Source organism: Photorhabdus africana (genome assembly GCF_035181445.1).
Lineage (GTDB): Bacteria > Pseudomonadota > Gammaproteobacteria > Enterobacterales > Enterobacteriaceae > Photorhabdus > Photorhabdus laumondii.
Genome location: NZ_JAXBVE010000009.1, coordinates 1 through 20489 on the forward strand (window position 1 = coordinate 1; position 20489 = coordinate 20489).

13 protein-coding genes are annotated in these 20489 nt (G+C 40.8%); 5 read left to right on the forward strand and 8 right to left on the reverse strand.

Features of this window, described 5'->3' with window-relative positions; genetic code table 11:
* Window positions 1-309 precede the first annotated feature (309 nt).
* Window positions 310-552 carry a type II toxin-antitoxin system VapB family antitoxin gene (gene vapB / locus SLS51_RS07150; RefSeq protein WP_036771313.1) on the forward strand — a complete coding sequence of 81 codons (243 nt, stop codon included), beginning with the start codon at window positions 310-312 and terminating at the stop codon, window positions 550-552.
* The gene (gene vapC / locus SLS51_RS07155) at window positions 545-949 is read left to right on the forward strand and encodes a type II toxin-antitoxin system tRNA(fMet)-specific endonuclease VapC (protein WP_323836832.1); all 405 of its coding nucleotides are present in this window, start codon (window positions 545-547) and stop codon (window positions 947-949) included. Before vapB ends, vapC begins: the two co-directional genes overlap by 8 nt.
* Before the next feature lie 220 nt (window positions 950-1169).
* Here the strand turns inward: vapC and SLS51_RS07160 are convergent, their stop codons facing one another.
* The 4 genes from SLS51_RS07160 to SLS51_RS07175 form a co-directional block, all read right to left on the reverse strand.
* A complete protein-coding gene (locus SLS51_RS07160; protein WP_323836834.1) occupies window positions 1170-1532 on the reverse strand; it encodes a hypothetical protein in 363 nt (120 codons plus the stop codon).
* Between the two features lie 67 nt (window positions 1533-1599).
* Window positions 1600-2652, reverse strand: coding sequence for a fucose-binding lectin II (locus SLS51_RS07165; protein WP_323836836.1), 1053 nt, complete (start codon window positions 2650-2652; stop codon window positions 1600-1602).
* Window positions 2653-3265: 613 nt separating this feature from the next.
* On the reverse strand, window positions 3266-13846 hold the full coding sequence (rtxA, locus tag SLS51_RS07170) for an MARTX multifunctional-autoprocessing repeats-in-toxin holotoxin RtxA (protein WP_323836838.1): 10581 nt from the start codon (window positions 13844-13846) through the stop codon (window positions 3266-3268).
* Window positions 13847-14705: 859 nt separating this feature from the next.
* Complete coding sequence (locus SLS51_RS07175; protein WP_323836840.1) at window positions 14706-14942, reverse strand: hypothetical protein; 237 nt, start codon at window positions 14940-14942, stop codon at window positions 14706-14708.
* A 718-nt stretch (window positions 14943-15660) separates the two neighbouring features.
* Between SLS51_RS07175 and SLS51_RS07180 the strand changes: the two genes are divergently transcribed.
* From SLS51_RS07180 to SLS51_RS07190, 3 genes are all read left to right on the forward strand, one after another.
* On the forward strand, window positions 15661-16350 hold the full coding sequence (locus SLS51_RS07180; RefSeq protein ID WP_323836842.1) for a PAS domain-containing protein: 690 nt from the start codon (window positions 15661-15663) through the stop codon (window positions 16348-16350).
* A 39-nt stretch (window positions 16351-16389) separates the two neighbouring features.
* A complete protein-coding gene (locus tag SLS51_RS07185) occupies window positions 16390-17076 on the forward strand; it encodes a helix-turn-helix transcriptional regulator (protein ID WP_323836844.1) in 687 nt (228 codons plus the stop codon).
* 312 nt (window positions 17077-17388) lie between these two features.
* Window positions 17389-18057: a LuxR C-terminal-related transcriptional regulator gene (locus SLS51_RS07190; protein ID WP_323836846.1), complete on the forward strand. Its 669-nt coding sequence runs from the start codon at window positions 17389-17391 to the stop codon at window positions 18055-18057.
* A gap of 287 nt (window positions 18058-18344) precedes the next feature.
* On the opposite strand, the gene SLS51_RS07195 is transcribed toward SLS51_RS07190, so the two are convergent.
* The 4 genes from SLS51_RS07195 to SLS51_RS07210 form a co-directional block, all read right to left on the reverse strand.
* Window positions 18345-19457 carry a Tli4 family immunity protein gene (locus tag SLS51_RS07195; RefSeq protein ID WP_323836848.1) on the reverse strand — a complete coding sequence of 371 codons (1113 nt, stop codon included), beginning with the start codon at window positions 19455-19457 and terminating at the stop codon, window positions 18345-18347.
* Complete coding sequence (locus SLS51_RS07200) at window positions 19454-19579, reverse strand: hypothetical protein (RefSeq protein WP_323836850.1); 126 nt, start codon at window positions 19577-19579, stop codon at window positions 19454-19456. The genes SLS51_RS07195 and SLS51_RS07200 overlap by 4 nt, the downstream gene beginning before the upstream one ends.
* Window positions 19580-19638: 59 nt before the next feature.
* A complete protein-coding gene (locus SLS51_RS07205) occupies window positions 19639-19812 on the reverse strand; it encodes a hypothetical protein (protein WP_323836852.1) in 174 nt (57 codons plus the stop codon).
* Between the two features lie 465 nt (window positions 19813-20277).
* Entirely contained in the window at window positions 20278-20463 is a 186-nt protein-coding gene (locus SLS51_RS07210) for a hypothetical protein (RefSeq protein ID WP_323836854.1), read from the reverse strand.
* Between the last annotated feature and the right edge of the window lie 26 nt (window positions 20464-20489).

The following is a 20489-nucleotide window of genomic DNA, read 5'->3' on the forward strand; positions in this document are numbered from 1 at the left end:
ATGAATTTCTTACTGGTAATCGGAGGATACCCCTGGACGGTGATTAAACTCAAAAATAGAACTCAGTATCTATCAGCGTTAGAATCAGCCTCGGTAGGAAAGAATGTGAAGCCATTTGCAGAGTTCGTGCAGCAATCTATGCAGGAGGTAGAACACAATATGAAGTGAATATTGACCTGAATCCTAAAATCGGGGCTAACAGGCCCCTTAGAGACCAGCAAATCTTCCAATCTTTTAACATAGACTTTGCCCATATTTGATTTTATGCTATATACTCGTGATATATAGCAGCAATCAAAGAGGTGTGCCATGATATATCAAAGTAAAGTTTTTATGAGCAACCGAACTCAGAATGTAAGGTTACCCGCAGATCTCCGTTTCCCTGATAATGTTAAAGAAGTTACTGTTAGGTCAAGAGGCAAGGAACGAATTATTGCTCCCGTACAGAACACATGGGATAGTTTTTTTCTGTCTGATCAATCTGTGACTGACGATTTTTTGCCTGAACGTCCTGAGCAAGTCACAAGTAAAAGAGAATCTTTCGATGATTAAGTATCTGCTTGATACTAATATTGTGATTTTCACGATAAAAAAACGCCCTGAATCTATTCTGCCTAAATTCAATAAGAATATAGACCTCATGGCTATTTCTACGATCACATTAGCAGAACTGATTTTTGGGGCTGAAAAAAGTGGAAATCCTGAGAGAAATTTGGCAGTTATAGAAGATTTTGTTTCTCGATTAACTATTCTTCCTTATGACGAACAAGCCGCATTTCACTATGGAAATATTCGTGCATCGCTAGAAAAAATCGGAAAACGGATCGGAGATAACGATCTGCATATTGCAGGGCATGCAAGAAGCAAGGGGCTGATAGTTGTTACCAATAACACGAAGGAATTCAATAGAGTTGATGGGTTGAGAGTGGAAGATTGGACACTAGACTGACAGCACTAAGCAAAATCTGCCCCTGTGTTAGCCGGGGCAAGATTTTATGTTTCTTAAGGGCGTTCCGTATCACACTGTTCAATGATTCAAGAACATAATTCAAATAATGCTTTAATATACACACTATTCATACCTGAGAACTCCGTGATTAACTTTATTGTAAACAGGTTCTCAGGCATCGAATTTTCTTCTTATTCCCTCTTATCACGCAAAGCTCAGGTTATTTAATCACTAGCTTTTCTCTTTCGGATAATTGCTTCCCAGAATCCAAAGGTTGAAACTCAAATCCTCGCAAGTAACCGCCTACAACACAAACATTCACAACAACTCTATTCAAATAGGCGTCATTCAGTGCTGAAGTAAATTTATCTGCGTTATCAGACATTAATTTCCCGTACCAAGTACCATTAACTTTAACATTCACACCGGGTCCTGATCCTAGCCAGTTTGATGAGTAACTTACACTATCTATGCGGGTTTCTTTAATAAATACACCATCGCAAACTGCAACTAATGGATTTCCGGCAAACGCAGCAAAAGGAAGCAAACAAACTATAAATGAGATTATTTTTACCATTTTCATTTCCACCTAAAAAATTGTTAATAGTTTCATCGATGTTATTTATATTAACACCTAAAGCATTCTTAACTCACACTAATGGCCAATTTAATACCACCACACTATCGTTATAATTATTGTTGGAGCCATTTTCTGCACCGATAACGGCTATCCCCGGTTTTCCGTCAAATGTATTATAGGCATAACGAAGTTTACAAGGTTTACCATCTCCCTCAATTTCAACACAGACCTTCCCTTTACCTGATGTATAAGTTTTGATACCAATGGCATTATCTGTTCCTTTTCTAGTTAATGTATCTACCAAAAGGTCGTCAATATATATTTTTATGACTTGTTGATGGATGTCCGTATTAACATAAGCTGCCAAACCAAATCTTATACTGTAGGGTAATTGGAAACAATGTTTACCGATATCATTAATACCGCATTCTCCACCACAACTTCCTCCTCTATCATTGCCTCGATCACTACCTAATAAATCGGTATCAACCGATACCGCCGCTTGAACTTTTTTGAAAGTAACGCCTTTCCAATTGCTTTGAATAGAGAGCAGCTCATGATCAATAGTATTCAACTCCAAATTAAATCGGGTATTGGCGTTTCCTTTGAAAAAATAAATAAAATGGTGCCCCCTGGTTCGCCATAAAACAGCAGCATCCAGATTTTCAGCGAATCCTGCGTATTTTCCAGCCATCTTCCATCTGGTCGCAATGCGATTCTGATTAATGGTATGTGAACTTACGGTATAATCGATACAATCACCTCCTTTAAAAAAGCAAACCACATCTGTCAAATTGGTTTTTTTTATATCCATTAATTCTGTAGCGGCATCTATTCCATTTTCAAATTCAGTACCTTTCAATCCAGGCCATCCTTCCACAATGGGCTTTGGTCCATCACTCACCTGTGCTTTTGCTATATCGAATTTAAGGTACTGTGATCCTTTGAAAAAATACAAATAACCATTCAAATTAATCACATCATCAATATGTCTTTGGAAATCGGCCGGAAGGTTAGGCCAATTTTTATTAATAGGCTGGGGATAATCGTTATATGCTGCATAAAATTGTTCACTATATTTTGTGTTCTCTGTGCTAAGAAATAAATAAGTATCTGTATTCATTCCATTATTCCTTTTTTATATTTGTACTACTTGTTATTCTGACTTTTTTTTAAAATTTTCCTTTGCCAGATAACAATAACGATTCAAGAACTTACAATTTAAATCTGTCATATATTTTACACTGCATAAATTAATACAATTGAGAAATTAAATTCAATCTTATAAATTAATAAATCATTAACTGATTTAATCGTATTTATTTTATGGAAAAAAACCAAACATATGCTAGGAATAAGAATATATAAACAAGGAGAAAGTTATTATTCTATGTTCTCATACTCTTGTAATACTAGTTAAATTTCATTTTAAAAATTATATTTTTTTGACATTCCTATTTTAATGTATAACCAAAATAGACACACTGACAATAAATTAACTCATTAATATGAACATACAAAAACAATATAGTCCCACTGTAAAAACAATTAAACGTTGCAATTAACTATATTTAATAACAAAACCATAAATTTAATATTAAAATATTAATAAAAAATCAGTAAAAGCATTAACAAATAAAACTTATAAACAATTACTGAATAAAAATTCCAAAAAATGGCCCACCTTTCTGTGAGCCACCTTATTAAAACTTTTTTACTGATTTATAAAGAGCTGATTAAGCAAATTTCCCCTTACCAATCGTGACATCAGTCCACGCCGTTGCGATAGCCGTTTTCGCCTGACTGTCCAGACCCGCAATAAAACCATTATCACCCACTGCCGGAGCAAAACCGCTCATTGCCTGGATCAAAGAATCCACGGCATTGTCTGACAATGCCGTAAATTCGCGTTCCCCTGACGCGTTCTTATCACTCATCCGAGTCACCAATTTGGCACGATTGCCATTAAAGTAATCATTAAAGATGACAGAACCCTCCGATTCAAATCTCCCTTGAGCCGTGTTGTCCTGAATATGGCGCTTCACTGACAGCACCAGATCATACCCACTACGCTGCAACCACAAATTTTGCCAGTCAACACCGTTAAACAAGATCATATCTTCTGTGTTAATATCGCTCACTCGGTTATCAATCACTTCTTCGCTGACCACAAAGCTATCCACACCTGCACCGCCCCGGAAATGGTTCTGATACCCACCTAACACCAGCAGATCCTGACCTTCACCGCCATCAAACTGGCTGAACTTCGAAATCGCCGCGGCTATCAAATGATCATCACCTTCTCCACCATTGATCACCGCATGGTAGCCCATCAGCTTAATTGCATCATTGCCGGAATAACCATCAATCCGGTTGTCATTACCAAATACTCTGGCAAAGTCGTCGCCCCCACCCAATTCGGCTTGATTATTATTGCCGATGATCACCGCATAATCCTGACCTTCCCCAGTATCCATCCGGTTATAGTTGCCGGAGGTGACAACGTAATCTTGTCCGTTACCCGCATCAATAAAACCGCCTTCACCAAAGACAAATGTCTGGTCATTGCCTTCCCCCATAAAGACATGGTTAATCCGCCCGGCCACCACTGCGGTATCATCCCCATGACCGCCAAACATCCAGTTTTCACGCCCTATCAGGACGCCTAAATCATTGCCTTCACCACCCGAAAAAATATTGGAAGTCCCTAGCGAGTAATAAACATCATCACCGCGGCCACCCCAGAAGTTATTGTTATCGCCCAGATAGGCACCAAGATCTTTACCGTCACCGCCCCAGTTGAAGTTATAGTTCCCCAACGAGATATGGATATCGCCATCCCCTTGCAGATGACCGCTGCTGCGCAGGAAATCAAACGTTTTTTCCTCCATATTAAGCAGATCGGTCGTCAGATTTTCTTTCAGATTAGCCACTAACGATTTCATCTCTTGTTGCTTCTTTTCGCTGAACATCGTTGCAAACAGATTAGGTAAGTTCAGCGAATTAAAACCAAATGCAGGCTTGGGTTTATTATTGGTTTGAGCATTTTCTCCATTGATATTCACCGAAGATCCTGGTTCCTGACGCTCATCGGGCGCTTTCTCTTTCAGGCCATGACTCTCCACAAATGACCTGACGCCATCCTCGCCCATATCGATACCCGCCTCCAAGCTATCAAGTAACGTTTCTGGATTGGCGAACGCTTGCAGTTGATCACCGCTAAACTCCCCAATCACTTCCAACATCTCTTGCAGAATTGCCTCACCATCAACCGATTCGCCTGTGCGGGAAATCATTTTCCCCTCTGCGGTGTAGTTCACCCCAAAAATATCCGCTAAGGTGGTATCTGCATTTACACTCGCTAATCGGCCAATCAGTTTATTCTTAAGCTGACGCGGCAAGTCCTGTGGATGATAGGTAAAGGTAGTCTTCGCCATGCCGGTTGCTGAATATTGCTGCGTCATCAGGCCAAACAGCGAACCTAAGTTAGTATCCAGAATCGACTGGATATGGTCACCGAACATCAGGTTCCAGTTACCGGTTGTCACCTGAATATCCGCGCCACGCCCGCCTACAGCAAAGTTGAAGGCCAGTTTCTGATTAGCCTGACGGAATTGTTCTATACGACTTATTTTGCCCATATCAGCGCCCTTGCCATGTTCCCCTAGCCACTGATTAAACTTCTTGTTCAGGGTTAATTCGGCATCATATTTCAAACCACGGCTGCTACGTTCATGTTGCGAATCCAGCTCCACCAGCGTGTTGTAGTCCACATTGCTGGTTTGGTCTAAGCCAGAGAGATCCTGTACAAACTTCTTCGCACCGGCAATGGTCCATTGCTGATCTTGTGCCGCTAACCAATCCTGATCCTCACTGGAACCCGCGACACCTTGCAGTACATCGGCAATATGCACCACACCATCAAACGGATTAACCAACGGCGGCGTTGGGATAGATTTATCCATCATCACAATCAGGTCATTACTGCGGCCTTGGTTGAAGCTGACATTACGATTACCGATAAACATTTGCGCCCCTTCAAGCGCTTGATAACCTGTAATATCGAAGCTCTGTTTACTGTCACCATGACCGATATGCACCATCACATTGTTATCACCGAAGGCCAGTGATTTAAAACCACCGCTACCCACTTTGATACCAACGTTCGAGGTTCCCCAATTGAGCGCGGTAAATTCCCCATCTCCCACATTCACCTGGATATTGCCGGAGTAACTGAGTTGATTATTCGCTTTCTCATTGGAATCAATTTGAATCGTATTTTCACGTTCCTTTGGTTTAACCAACACTCCATTGTGACCCGTAATCACGCCTTTAATAACGGTATCAGCTTCGGTATGTCCTACCCTGGAGAGGTTGATATCACTTTCGGCAATACCACGGCGAACTAGCTCGGTATGCGTGATCAACTCATTTTGGTTCTTCCAACTCAATACGATTTTGTTATCAGGCAGATTGTTAACCCACTGGTTATTCTGATCACGGGTAAATTTGCGTCCACTGGCATCAACGGCCACTTCACTACTGCGAGCGGAAACATCACTGCGCATGCCTTGCTTATCTAACACAGTGATAAAACGACGAGCAAAGCCATCCCGTTTGTCATCACTTATCAAAGAACAGCCCACAATACTGATGTGATCAGGTTTGTGAGTTATGCTTTTACCCCGATTAACATCCTGATAAAACCACGTTAATCTGGTCGCCAGTTCATCAGCGGTATAACCACTCAGACGAATGTTATTCTGCTCCGACGTATCACGACCATGACCGACAATCTGCCAGCGTAACTTACCGGATAATCTGGCAAGATCGCCATAAACCACACGATATTTGCCCTTAGAATCAAGTTGAACCACTACGCTAGAATCTGAGTGTTTACCCGCCAGATTGGCCGCAGCTTTAGCGACGACTGGATCATCCTCCATTTGGATAATAATCTGACCATCAAAGCGAGTTTCACGGCCATCAGCTTGTGGCGTCACCGTCTCTATTTGCCAGTCACCGAGTGGCCTGCTTATTTTCTTATCCTGATGAGTATCGTCGATGATAGTCGGCTCTGGCCGCTTATTCTTACTCGATAACCGGTCTAACTCTTCCACCGCTGGGTGACTTTGTGGCTTCACCCTGGCATGTTTCTGATAGAACTCCCCAGTTTCCTGGAAAGCGTTATCCAGCGCCTGGCTTATCCACACTTTGCCTTCTCCACCGGCAATATCCACCAGCTCCCTATAATTGGCAGTGTAGCTATTTAGTAACTGCTTACGTTGTTCATCACCGGTTACCTGTAGTGCCTGATAAACCGCCAGACTTTCGTTGACAGAATGACCACCATCAAATACCAGAAACGCCAGCGTGTTGAGATAGCTCTGTCTAGCCGAGAAAACTGGCTGTTCACTGGCAATCTGTTCACTGGCAATATAGTTATTGAGGTGAACCATGATATTGGTCGAGCCGGAGGCTCCTGTCACCACAGAGTGACCTTGCGCTAACGCATGATGCTCAAATCTTGTTTCCCATCCGGGGACCAAAATTCGGCCAGCAGCAACCTTTCTGCCATACAAAAAGTCATCATGCTTGTTATTAGCAGGCTGGTAGGGCAACGCCGTACCATAATCGTTAGTCTGCTTTTCGGTTATTTCAACGTCATATGTGACATCAGCCCCGCTAGTCAGTTGACTACTGGTCGAACGGGTTTCAGTGATAACCTCCCCATAGAAATGATCCCCTTTAACTTTCCACTCCGCACGATCCATCCCCATTCCTGAGGTAATGGCCATTTTTACTGCCAGAAATGGTACCTTAATCACAGCAAAACCATCATTAACCTGAGTCATCATGACTTTGAAGTTGGCAAAAGTCGGTTCGTCCAGGAACGTCGTCAATTCAGGCACCTGACTAAACCAGGGACGAAAGTCTTTGTTAATGGCCCTGGCAAAACCGGCCATCTTTTTAGCAATAATCTTTTCACGCTCGGCGACATCAGGATAAAAATGCCCTATCCACTGTTCAAATCTCTCTACCAGAAATTGTCCTGTCTGCCTGGAAGTGGTCATGGCATCCTGTGGCGCGGTTTTCACCAATTCATGGGCAAATTCAGAATCAAAATGGCGACCAAACAGGTTGTCAATATATTGTCCCGTTGCCTTTTCCTTACGGGCATCAGCCAGTAACTGCTGAGCTAACGTGTGTAATTCAGGATGTGTCTGCAATTGGGTAACCGCATCCTCAAATAGCTTAGTGGTTTCCTGTCGTGTTACTTGTCCGCTAAGCCAAAGGTTTTTCGCTCGTTCAATTAGCGGCATCCCTTCGGGAATCGCTTCCTGTTGCAATCGGCTAACGAAAACAATGAGACTTTCACTTTCAGTTTTAGGCGCTTCCCGCTCCGCCGCAGAGTTAATCTGGGTCAATGACTTGATTTGTAAATCAGTAAGACGATTAATTTCGCTTTGTGCGATATCGCCTTTCAGACCGACCACACGCCCGAACCCGTCAAAGGATACCTGTTGGTCAAACTGTGCAACATGGTCAGGCGCTAAGCTAACCCCTAAAATCCCGGCTGATTCAGCTCTTTTTGCTTGAAGGTAGGCAACCCGTTCGCCCATCTCAAAACGCAGACTTTTGACTAATCGACCTCGCTTGGTAAATTCATTGGGATCATGCTGTTGCCAATGAGCAAGCGCTTGCTCAAGTTGCAACACATGCTGTTCATCAGGTTGTTCGACCGCATTGTTGAACGCCTCACGTACTGCCACCAGCGCCTTACTGGGCCGATCGGTATTTATCTGACCAAGATATCTTTTCGTTGAATCAATAAACCGTTTGTCACCCTGACTCAGCAAGAAAGGCTCAAACTCTCTCAGGATGGAAGAATGGGATTTAAGGCTATCTCCACCAACAACTTGCCCTAACCCTTGCAAATTGATACCCGAAATTGCAGGTGCTTTTGTGATTAACTTTCTGGGTTGATTCGAGATAGGTTCCACAACCCTATCGGATGGTGTTCCGGTAAGCAGCGAAATGATCGAAGCACCGACATTCTCTGGGCGAATACTCCTGTTGATCTGTAGCCGATTAATCGCCCGTTGCGCACTATTCAATGCCGCCAAATCTGCGGCTGTTAATGTTAGATCTTCCCTGTTCCAGCCATTAGCTTCCGTTTTGGCTTCAGGATTGATATGACTTTTCGGTTTCGCTACGTCGATTGGTGTATAAACCTTTCCAGACAAGCCACTGCCGGTCGCTCCGCTACGATCAGGTTTTGCATCACCCGCCTGTTTCGCCCCTTTCGCGTCAACCTGTACCTGAGCGGCTTTATTTTTCGCTACCGAACTATCATGTTCACCGCGTTGTTTCGCTTCTTCATACACGGCATAGGCGTCGCTTTCCGCTTTTTCTGCCCACAGACGTTGTAAATCTGCTTCTCTCTGTCTTGATTTCGCTTTTGTACGCGCATCCTCCATATTGTCGTCTGCGTTCTTTATATTCTGATAACTTTGCTCTAAACCTGCTTCTGATTTGCCAATTGCATTTTTTACTTGTTGTTGGTTATCAATAAGCCACGGCGATAAATCAGCTAATTTTTTCTGTGAAATAAATTTGGCGTCATCTAATTTCCCCTGAGTACGATCCAAATATCCCACAGCAAACCGGTCACGCCACTCATCACCCGATTGACCCGAGTCATTGGCATAGTCATTAAGCGCATTCAGACGTTGAGTTAGGGAAAGCAACTCTTTCGTTACTGCCCTGGACTCTCCACTTATTGCATCACGCTGGACTTGCCCATTGGTATTCAGCACATTTTGATCTGTTGACTCCAATTGGAATTGTGATTTTGAAATTGTTTTAAGTTGGTTATCCCTTTCTTGTGCCAGAATGCGATAATTTTCCTCCGCTTTCTCTTTATCATTTAACGCATTTTGCTCAGCGCTACCCTGTTTTGCATGTTTAATAACAGCGTCAGCTTGTGATGATGATTCACTCTGCGTCGAATCAACCTTGTCTCCAATATGCAAGGCGTTCTGGATGGCCTCAGTATCAGGAATCTCCACCTGAGTTACCGTGCCGCTTAATTTATCCCGCAGATTCGAACTAACGTCATCAATGGCATTCATCTGGAAACCATCAATGGCAGAAACTTCAGTTAAATTAATCGCTCCTCGTCCTCTATACGTACCCGAAGTATTCGTCTCATTAGCGTAAATCAGATAATTAATTGCCTGACTACCTTCCACACTCAACACAGTTCGTTTAATGTTTTTAAACAGAAAAGGAAGGTTATTACTTTGCGTATTACTTTCAGCAATAGAAAGCGTGTGGAAATCACCGTTACCCACCTTAATCGCTAGATTATTACGGGCATAAGAGGTGTTAATCCCCAGACCATCACCAATATGAATATTGGCATTGCCTTTACCTTTCATGATCGCAACATTGAGACCATGCCCAACGTTAGTATTAACGTTATATTCACCCCACGCGGCGTTAATAGAAATACCATCACCCACTTTGGTATTGATATTAAAATCGCCATGCGTCGCAGTGACACTTAAACCATTTCCCACCGTGGTCGTGATATTGGCTTTGCCTTTCGCCGCAGTAACCTGCATACCGTCACCCACTTTGGTGACAATATTTCCTTTACTCCACAAGGCATTAAAGCTGTCACCGTTACCGACCTGAGTCACAATGTTGGCATCAGCTTTGGCAAGCACGACATTGCGCCCATCACCGACCTTGGTAATCACATTAGCTTTGCCCCAAGTGCCGGTATAATCATCACCTTGCCCCACATGGGTGATGATATTGGCATCACCCTGAACAACCGTGACTTCCTGATTATGACCCACTTTGGTAATAATATTTGCTTTACCTTTCGCGAAGTTATAACGGTCACCATCACCAACCTGCGTTAGAATATTCGCGTCCCCCCAAACCGCATTAACGCCGGTACCGTTCCCCACTTTGGTAATGATATTGGCTTTACCTTTAGCAAAGCCCACCGTTGTGCCATGACCAACATGGGTCATGATGTTACCCACATCGGAAATAAGTAAACCGACTGTTGTCCCGTCGCCCACCTTCGTTAGGATATTACCCTTACCAAATAGCACGGCAGCAGTGGTTGATGATCCCTTATGGGTGATGACATTAGCCTCCGCCGCCGCAACCACGCCCATAAAATCACCCCCCACTTTGGTGACAATATTCGCCTCTCCTAACGCTAAAACGCCGGTTAAGCCATTGCCGGAATGAGTCATGATATTGGCTTGACCAAACATTGCCGCCAATGTTGTACCATCACCTACCCTAGTCATCACATTCAGCTCACCGGCAAACAAGCCAATACTGGTGCCATTACCTACATGCGAATAGATATTAGCTTCACCCACCATCAAACCGAACGCCAAATCATTGCCCACTTTCGTCAGGATATTGCCCTGTCCGATCATCGCGGCAAAGGTTGAGCCATTACCAATATGGGTCATCACATTAGCTTCACCGATCATTGCAGCCAGCGTCATGCCGTTACCCACTTTGGTGGCGATATTGCCTTTAGCCAACATCAAGGCAACACTCATTTCATCACCAATGTGAGTAAACACATTGTCGGCGGCTATCATCAATGCCAACGCTTTACCCTCCCCCACTTTGGTAAAAACATTCCCCAAGCCCCCCATCAACCCCCATGCATCACCGCTGCCAGCATGAGTAAAGATATTGCCCACGCCAATCATGGCCGCAATCGCAGTTCCACTACCCACTTTGGTAAAAACATTGCCTGCGGCTCCCATAATTCCCAGCGTCCGACCACCACCGACATGAGTCAGCACATTACCTATGCCGAGCATGATACCCGTGGTGTCATCGTTTCCGACTTTAGTCAAGATATTAGCGCCACCTAACATCATCCCCGTCGTACTCCCATTGCCAATGTGAGTAAACACGTTGGCGCCACCGCCCATCAGCGCAATAGCGTTACCTCTGCCCTTTTTCGTCAGAATATTGGCGCCACCTAACGCAACCGCTGTGGTATTTGATATTTCATCATCGTTGAGATGCGTGATAATGTTTGCACCACCAAGCATACCGGCAACTAAATCACCAGCACCAAGCTTAGTCAGCACATTGGCACCCCCCACCAGTACCGAGGAGAGTTTCCCCTTACCGGTTTGGGTCATCACATTAAAACCGCCTGCACCTAACCAATTTGCGTTGCCATTACCTATTTGGCTATGAGTGTTGTAACCCCCAAGCATGATAACTCGGCTATCGCCATTGCCTTGGTGGATTGAGATATTACCTATCGCCAAAAGATGAGCCAGATACCGCCCATCACCGATTCGGACCAATACGTTTGCCGCACCGCCAGCGTAAACATCCATTTCTCCACGTTGGCTTTGATGAACCAGCACGTTTGCCAGACCTGCACCACGGAACGTCAAATCGCCCTGTTCCCCCTTTTTCACGATGACATTAGCAGCACCCGCGCCTTCAAAATTGATATTGCCACGTGTGACACTGGAAATAATGACATTGCCACCTCCCATGCCATTGAAATTAATGTCACCGGAGCTGTCCCCCATATCCGCGGATGATTTCACCAACTCCTGATGACTATATTCTTCTGTGTGTGCTAAATGTTCAGAAACACGGCGCACTGTATTCACTTTGTATTGCAGATTGGTTAACGAATATCCGTCTATATCCATTGAGCGATAACCATTTTGGGGGGAAACCTTTTCAGCAGCCAGATTGCCGGTATGATCACCCGCTTTGTACCACGCACTGGCGTAATATTGCAGCGCACCGGTTTTAGCATCATTTCTCAACTCAACCATCACTACTTTGGTATATGACTCAACATACTTGGCATAAATATAAGTGTTCGGTTGACGGTTCGATTTCACCGCTGAAACATCCAATATCAAACCACTAGAATGGATTGCATTCCCATGCATTTTGGCATTAGTCAACGTGACATTTCCTGCTCTGGCATTGGTTCCACCGGCATAAGTCACCCACTGGTTTTCCTGCAAATCTTCTTCAACAGTATGCTGAATAATAACGGGGTGATGATGTTCAAAGATTAGATTAAAGAGACGGTAACCACGATTGGAACGTATATCGAAAAATCCATTACTTGAAGAGATATTTTGCGTAGCAAGATGATTAAGGTGATTGCCCTCTTTGTACCAAGAAGTGGCGTAATAACTGAGCTTACCGGTTTCAGGATCATTTCGGAGTTGAATTTTGCTAATCTTAGTGTACATTTCGTCGGCAAATGCAAAGAGATAAGTGTTAGGCTCGGTCATTGATTTAATACCGGTTACTTGTTGGAATTGCTGAATCCAATTTTCTCCCATCGTCGCCGTTGTTAATACAATCTCTTCAGCTTTAGCATATTCCAGTGCTTCATCACGAGAATCACTATCTTCGCCGATTCTTGATATTTCATTGTAAGCACCGGCCCCGTCGAAGGTAATATCGCCATGAGCAATATCAGAATAAATTCGGTTATAACCACCGGCGCCTTCAAATTCGATATTACCGCGGGTCTGTTCATATTGATCTTGATTTTGACGCAAGCGCTCAATGCGGTTCGATGCCCCTGCGCCATGCAAAATAATATTGCCTTCTTTACCTTTACGTATAATGTGGTTATCAGCCCCGGCACCTGTGAAATTAATATTGCCACTTTCAACCCGAGAACTGATACTATTCGCTGCTCCCCCACCTTCAAATTTCACATCACCGTGGCTTTTCTCATAATGCTCATAACAAGTACGATCAATTTTATTGCCAGCACCAACGCCGGTAAAATTTAAATTACCTCGATTCGTTTCATGCCATAATTCGTTATAACCACCAACACCGTTAAAAGTCACATTACCGGATTGCCCTTTGCGACTCAGACCATTATAAGCCGCCGCTCCTGAGAAATTGAGATCACCATGGTCACCCCGGTGATCCATAGAAACACCCCCCGCCGCACCAGTAAATGAAATATTACCATTACCACATTTATCAATACCCGAATAACCCGCAGCGCCCTGTACGGCCAGATTACCTTCCTTATCCACTATTTTTAAATATCCGGCGCCACCATTGACAACCTTATTACCAGAATCAGCATAGACCGTCGCGCCAATTGACCCTAGAGTAATACGATCATCTCCTCCTTTGGCATAAATAACCCCTCCGACACCAATGGCAACAATATTATTGCCATCATCATCATCGTAGTATTTTCCAGTGAAGAAATATTCTGTACTGCGGTTTGATGATTTTCCCATAAATAATCCCTTAATTTAATCTGAGGTTAAATATACCCGCCATCTTTCAAGTTGCCTCTTTGTTGGCTGCACTCGCTCACCCCGGTCACATCGTTATCTATGCTCCCGGGGATTCGCTCCCTTGCCGCCGCGATCCATCTTGAAATCCATAGGGTATAGAAAACCACTGCATCTGACAGATACAGCAACGGTTTTGAGAATCTAGTTTTCCATGGACAGAGCAACTCCACCGTTATTCCCACGGTAAAAAAATATAATGACAGCCATCAATCGGGCATTATTTATATAATCCTGTCTAATTAGGCAGATTATTCTAACTCTATTAAGCTATTATTCCATTGATTGTTTGCTTTCCAAGCAATGAAATAATAAGAAAAAACGCCTTTGTTATCATTAATATCAGAAGTGATTTGTTAGAATTTTTTAAACATATTTCTTCCTCAACAAGAAATTTACTCACAAAGATTGTAAAATATATAGTGAAGCAAAAACCCTAAGCTCAGAGACATAATGAGTTTATATATCTGCAAATACGGTTAAATGAATAAGTAGAATAAAATAATATAGAGCCAAAACTCAAAATCAACATTAACACATAAGAAAGTCTGTTTACCCCCCATATATTGCCCTATATCCCTACATTGGTATTAACAATACAAATAAGATAGTAAAAAATAAAATTAAATTGCAACTCAACCAATTTTTTTATTTTAATTATTAAAAATTTTTTCATAAATAAAATTAATAACGTTGAGTTATTAATGTTGTTGCACCAGAAATTCAAGAAAATTTAACTTATTTCTTTGCAATAAAATATCTATAGTAAAAAAATAACCGTTCACCCCGGTCACATAGTTACCTATGCTCCCGGGGATTCGCTCCCTTGCCGTCGCGATCCATCTTGCAATCCATAGGGTATAGCGAGATGAGTTAAAAAAAACCGTAATTCAGCGGCATACCCCTTTGTTTGCTTACCCGTTTTAATGGCCTCTTTGTCGATAAAATTAAAATCATTATATGCAATTCCACCAATCAGGATATCCTCTGATTCTTGATGTATATCAAGAGAAAATGACTCAAAGATAAAATTCGTCAATAATGCATTCTGAATCACACCTTGGTTTTTTGCTCAAATCCTTTGAATATGCATTGATAAAGTTAGGAAAAAATTTATGTTAGCGTCGCTCATTAAGTATTGACTACTTAATCCCAACGAGAATCACTCTTGGCAACACCCCTTTTAAAGGGGTAATGAGCACAAACAATGTAAAAAACTAACAGCATATACTTAACACAACAGGAGTAATTTATTGAGTTTAATCTTTATGTCACATCAAAAATATGACCAAAAACCCTCATTTTTTTCATGCCGCTGCTCAGATTTGTTCTTTATTACAAAGACGAGTAAATCAAATAGTTTAACAGAACAGCTCTTAAGCATTAGGACAAATAACTATTGAGCAACTGACAACAATGAGGATGCTGATAATTTCAAGCATAATTTGCACTCATTTACCATTAATAATACCTATTTTTCAGCTAAAAATAGCTGATATCAGGCACAGCAGCGAGCATAGCAACAACCTCTACTTGCTCTTTCAATAAATCATTTAAATAATCCTCATCCAAAATAGTATATATAGTTATATTCCTCTCTATTTAAAGTTTCATTATTAAATAGTAAAAATTCAATTAATAAACATACGCTTTTTGACGAGAAAAGCATTATATTCTATTATATGGCTGTCCACTTAAGATATAATCGAAAAAGCAACCATTCAGATAATGATTTAAATAGGAATTTAGGAGTTACTATGTCAAACATACGAAACAAATCCACCCTTATTACACCACAATTAACCCTGATGTGGGACAAAAGCAATGAACCTTGGGGTGCCAGAGATCATCAGTCAAGATTTATTTATGCTAACCCTGCTTTCTATCAACTACTCAACCTTCCTGAAGATTTCGATATTATCGGGCTTACCACGGGTGAATTACCCTCGCCTATCGCCGAATATGCAGAAGAATTCCACCGTCAGGATCAAAAAGCCATCCAAACTATGCAACGCATCACTTCACTGGAAACACATCGGTTTGGAGAAAATAACGTCAAACAAAGCTATATTTGTGATAAATTTCCCCTTTATGATGAGAATAATGATTGCATTGGGATCTTCTTTCATATGTATCAACCTCAAGATTTTTCTGTTTCTTACTATTATGACAAAATATCGCCATCAAACCTGCAATTTACGCCACCAAATAATATATTGACGCAAACCGAGTGGGAAGTGCTTTTTCTAACCCTGCGTTCACAGGATGAAGAGAGCATCGGTGAAGAATTAACGATGAGCACAGAAGATGTTGTTAATCATATTCAGTCAATTTACCAGAAATTTAATTTACCACTACAGATAGAATTAGCGGATTTCTGTCAGAAAAATAACTATCATCTTTATATTCCTGAACGTTTTATCACTATTGGCAGTAGAGAGTTATAAACCATAATTACTAACTTAACTTTACAATAGGATCTCATTATGAACAAAATTAATAAGGTAGATATTTCACCTTCAGTTATTAACACCATGCAGCAAAGTAATGAACCTTGGGGGATCAAAGATAAAAATTCATGTTTTATTTATGGTAATTTAGCACTTAATCATGCCGAAAATCTTTCAGATTCATTTGATTTTGAAGGCCGGTATGATAATGAAATTCCTTGGGATGGAGCGGGGTTTGCAGAAGAATTTGTTATTCATGATAAAACTGTAATGGAGAAAGATTCAAGAGTATGTTCGCTTGAAACACATATGTTCGGGAAAGATAAATTTCTTTCATCTTATTTCCAAGAAAAATATCCATTCTATAATGATGATAACGAATGTATCGGAATCATGTTCCACGCATGGAAAGCTCAGGACTTCTCATTTACCCGTCTATTTTATGGAAAACTACCGTCATCTATTCTGTTCTCTCCACCAACCGATATATTTACGAAACGGGAATGGGATGTTATTTTCCTCATGTTACATAAGTATACCAGTAAACAAATCGGTAGGATGTTAAATATCTCCTATCGTACGGTTGAAACCCATTTCTCACGAATATATAAACGAATTGGTGTTCATTCCAGTCGTCAATTGGAAGACTATTGTCGCACGAATGACTATGACCTCTACGTGCCAGAGAGATTTGTGAAACGGAAAAGCAAAATGTTTTCTTAGGCGCTAAATCACAACGAAATTTTCATGAAGAAGAACTATGCAATATCACCTCAGATTGTCAATACAATGGATAATGAATTGTAGAGGAGTAAAAGATAGTTCTTCATGTTTTATTTACGGCAATCCAGCAACAAAATAATTTATTCATAATCTTGAAAAATCATTCGATTGCAGAAAGCTTTATAATCATGAAATCATATAACACTAGAAAATTCTTATGAAAAACATCAATTTTACCGCTATATCCCAGAAAGCGCTAGGGAATCTCAAAGTAGAATGTTCATTCAAGCTTAAAATTTTCAAGGAGTCTTTATGAAGAACTATATAATATCACCTCAAATTATCAACACGATGGAAATCAGCAATGAGCCGTGGGGAATAAAAGATAGTTCTTCAAATTTCATTTATGGTAACTCAGCAACAAAGAAATATATTCATAATTTTAAAGCCTCATTTAATTATGATGGGCTTTATGATCATGAACTCCCTTGGAACGGCGCTGAATTTGCTAAGGAATTTATTATTCAAGATAGTATGGTCATGGTAAAAGAACAGAGAATATGTTCAGTTGAAACACATATATTCGGACAAGATCAAATCTTGTCATCTTACTTTTGTGAAAAATTGCCTTTTTATCATGAAGATGGAAATTGTATCGGCGTCATGTATCATTGTTGGGAAGCCAAAAGCTACTCATTAGCCAGCCTACATCAATATTATAAAGAACTACCGGCATCCATTATGCTTCAACCACCAAGCGATATTTTTACGCTGCATGAATGGGACATCATTTTTTTCTTTTTACAAAAATACACCAGACAAAAAATTAAACAGATATTAAATATTACTTATTGCACCATTGAAACCTATATGGCCCGGATATATAACAAGATAGGGATTCATTCCAGCCAACAACTGGAAGAATACTGTTTAGCGAATAATTTTCATCATTATGTACCAGAAAAATTCTTATTGTCATAGCAATTTTATTATTAAACCACTCTGCTTATGACAATAAATTTCAATCTGGACATACCAGCATAAATAACGGTAGCCTTGCTCTATTAATAAGGCTACCGCTGAAACAATTTTATATTTTTTCCACACAACACCTTTAGCTATCCGACAAATGATGAGTATATCAACAATCAATATTGCCGGACTTAAAAGCAACATATAAGTCAAAAAAATCATTGGCAAAATATACCATAACACCTTGGACCTCCCATTAGTGAATTATTTAAAACACTATATCTCTCACTTTATTACTATTCAAAATCATCCGGTCTTTTACGAAAAGTTTTCGTTATTGCATCCCAAAATATGATCAATTCATCTTCGGTATATGGCGTTGCAGGCAACTGGTAATTCATTAACATAATAACAACACAGACTTTTTTATCATCCAACACCATATCATTTGCAATAAAATCAAATTGATAACGCGGATTATTGTCAAAAGATTGCAGACCTACTGCTAATAGCTCCTCTCCATGAATCCCATTTATCTCTCTTTCCTCCTTTCTTATTACCTTGCCATAGTTAATAAACCAATCCCTTTCAATCTCACTAATACGTTCAAGTAAAGTGCCTTCCCCTTTTAGGTCATTAATGATTTCAAGACTGAATATGAAATTATCATCCTGATTTCCCTGATAGACAAACTTTATACTTTCTTTTTCATTATTATAGTCGGCAATAAAACCGTCAGGGATACAGATTCCTGCCGCTGTCGGAATATCGCTATCCTTTCTGCCACTGATTCTGGCAATTAGCCTCTGCATTTTGTCCAGAGTTTGAGAAAGCATTTTATATTGGTTTTCATTCAATCCAGATTTTATATAACGATCCATTGAATAACTGTATTTATCATCTGATATCTCTGTCAACTTCATTTCTATAATAAAAGCAACCCCATTATCATATAAATGGGCTTCTAATACTCGGGAAAAACCGGGTTCACTGACACTATTATTTCTATCAAAAATCACACCATATAAGTTTCCCTGGAGATGATAAGTCTTCTTTAAAAAGGGCAGATCTTTCGGATCGGCAGTCTTAGTCGTCCTCAATTTTTGCTCTCTCATCTCTATCCGCTGTTCAAATGTGGATAGATGCATACGCTTAGTTTCTATTTTTGCATCACCAATAAATATCTCATTGTTGATGATGTTTTCAAATGCCAAGGGAATATCAATCAGATAATGCCCGATACAACGAGTCTGCATATTGGCTAACATTTCAGTTGTCACTTTCTTTTCCTTTTTCCATTTATCTTTTTTATCCGGGTTTAAAAACCGGGTTTCACATAATCCCCACCCTCGGTTCTTTTCCAGATAGATTTCCTGATAAGGGTCGGATTCCGGCAATTTGTGTGTCATTTTACCATCGGCAATATGTAACTGGGAGATTGCGCCAACACCGGGGTCATCTCCACACCATGACTGCCGATAACCATTCCAACCATTCCATCTTCACCGGTTTTCATCCTTTTATAAGTCATGGGCGAACCGGTATTAGGCATCACCCCATGCACAATGCCTAAAATTTTATCTCTGCCATTCAGCAGTTCTGAATAGGCAGGAAAATTACCGGGATCACTTTAGTCGCGTATTTCAAACAAGTCGCCACCAGATTTTCTTCAATTCTGGCATGCGGCACGTTGTAATAAGAGAGGCCAAGTTCATCATATTCAGGATGAATAAAAATCTCATGTTCCTTCGGTTCACTCATCATTTACTCTTCATCTTTTATTTTCAATTGACTGATTTCCACCCCAACCTGCTTTTGCAAGGGAGGTTTTCCATTCTGTACGTATGATCATCCATTCGGATCAAAGATATTTGCCTAGGCCACTCACCCTTCCGCAATACATCATGCATAAACAGGATGAGAGATTTCTGAATGCTACTATCCTCTTAACGGGTGCTTATAAAAATCAACTCTTTTTTTCAAAAAAATACAATTTTTAATGCACGCCTCTTTATCACCGCCGATATAACAGCATGCCAAACAAAATATTTAAACTTCATGACAATAACGTGACATTTATTGACAAAAGTAAACTGGCATTATTTTCCATAAAATGAAGACGGCCTGAATAGGCGATTTTAATCACATCCATATGATAACAATGCCTATTTTCATTTTATCTAATAGATTATCTCTGTTTCAGTCTCATCACGCCTTTTTAAACCTCATTCATGCCATACGAATAATAAGATAGCCAACAATATCAATAAAACCCCATAGCAATATTGCCTCTTCACTGAGAAAAGTATCATCATGGCTCTCACCCATACAACCAAATATCTTTATCGGAATATCTGTAATGATATTTATCCTGACAGCGATTCTGTTAACGAAAATAGTGTTGGCTGCACTCACTCACCCCCGGTCACATCGTTATCGAT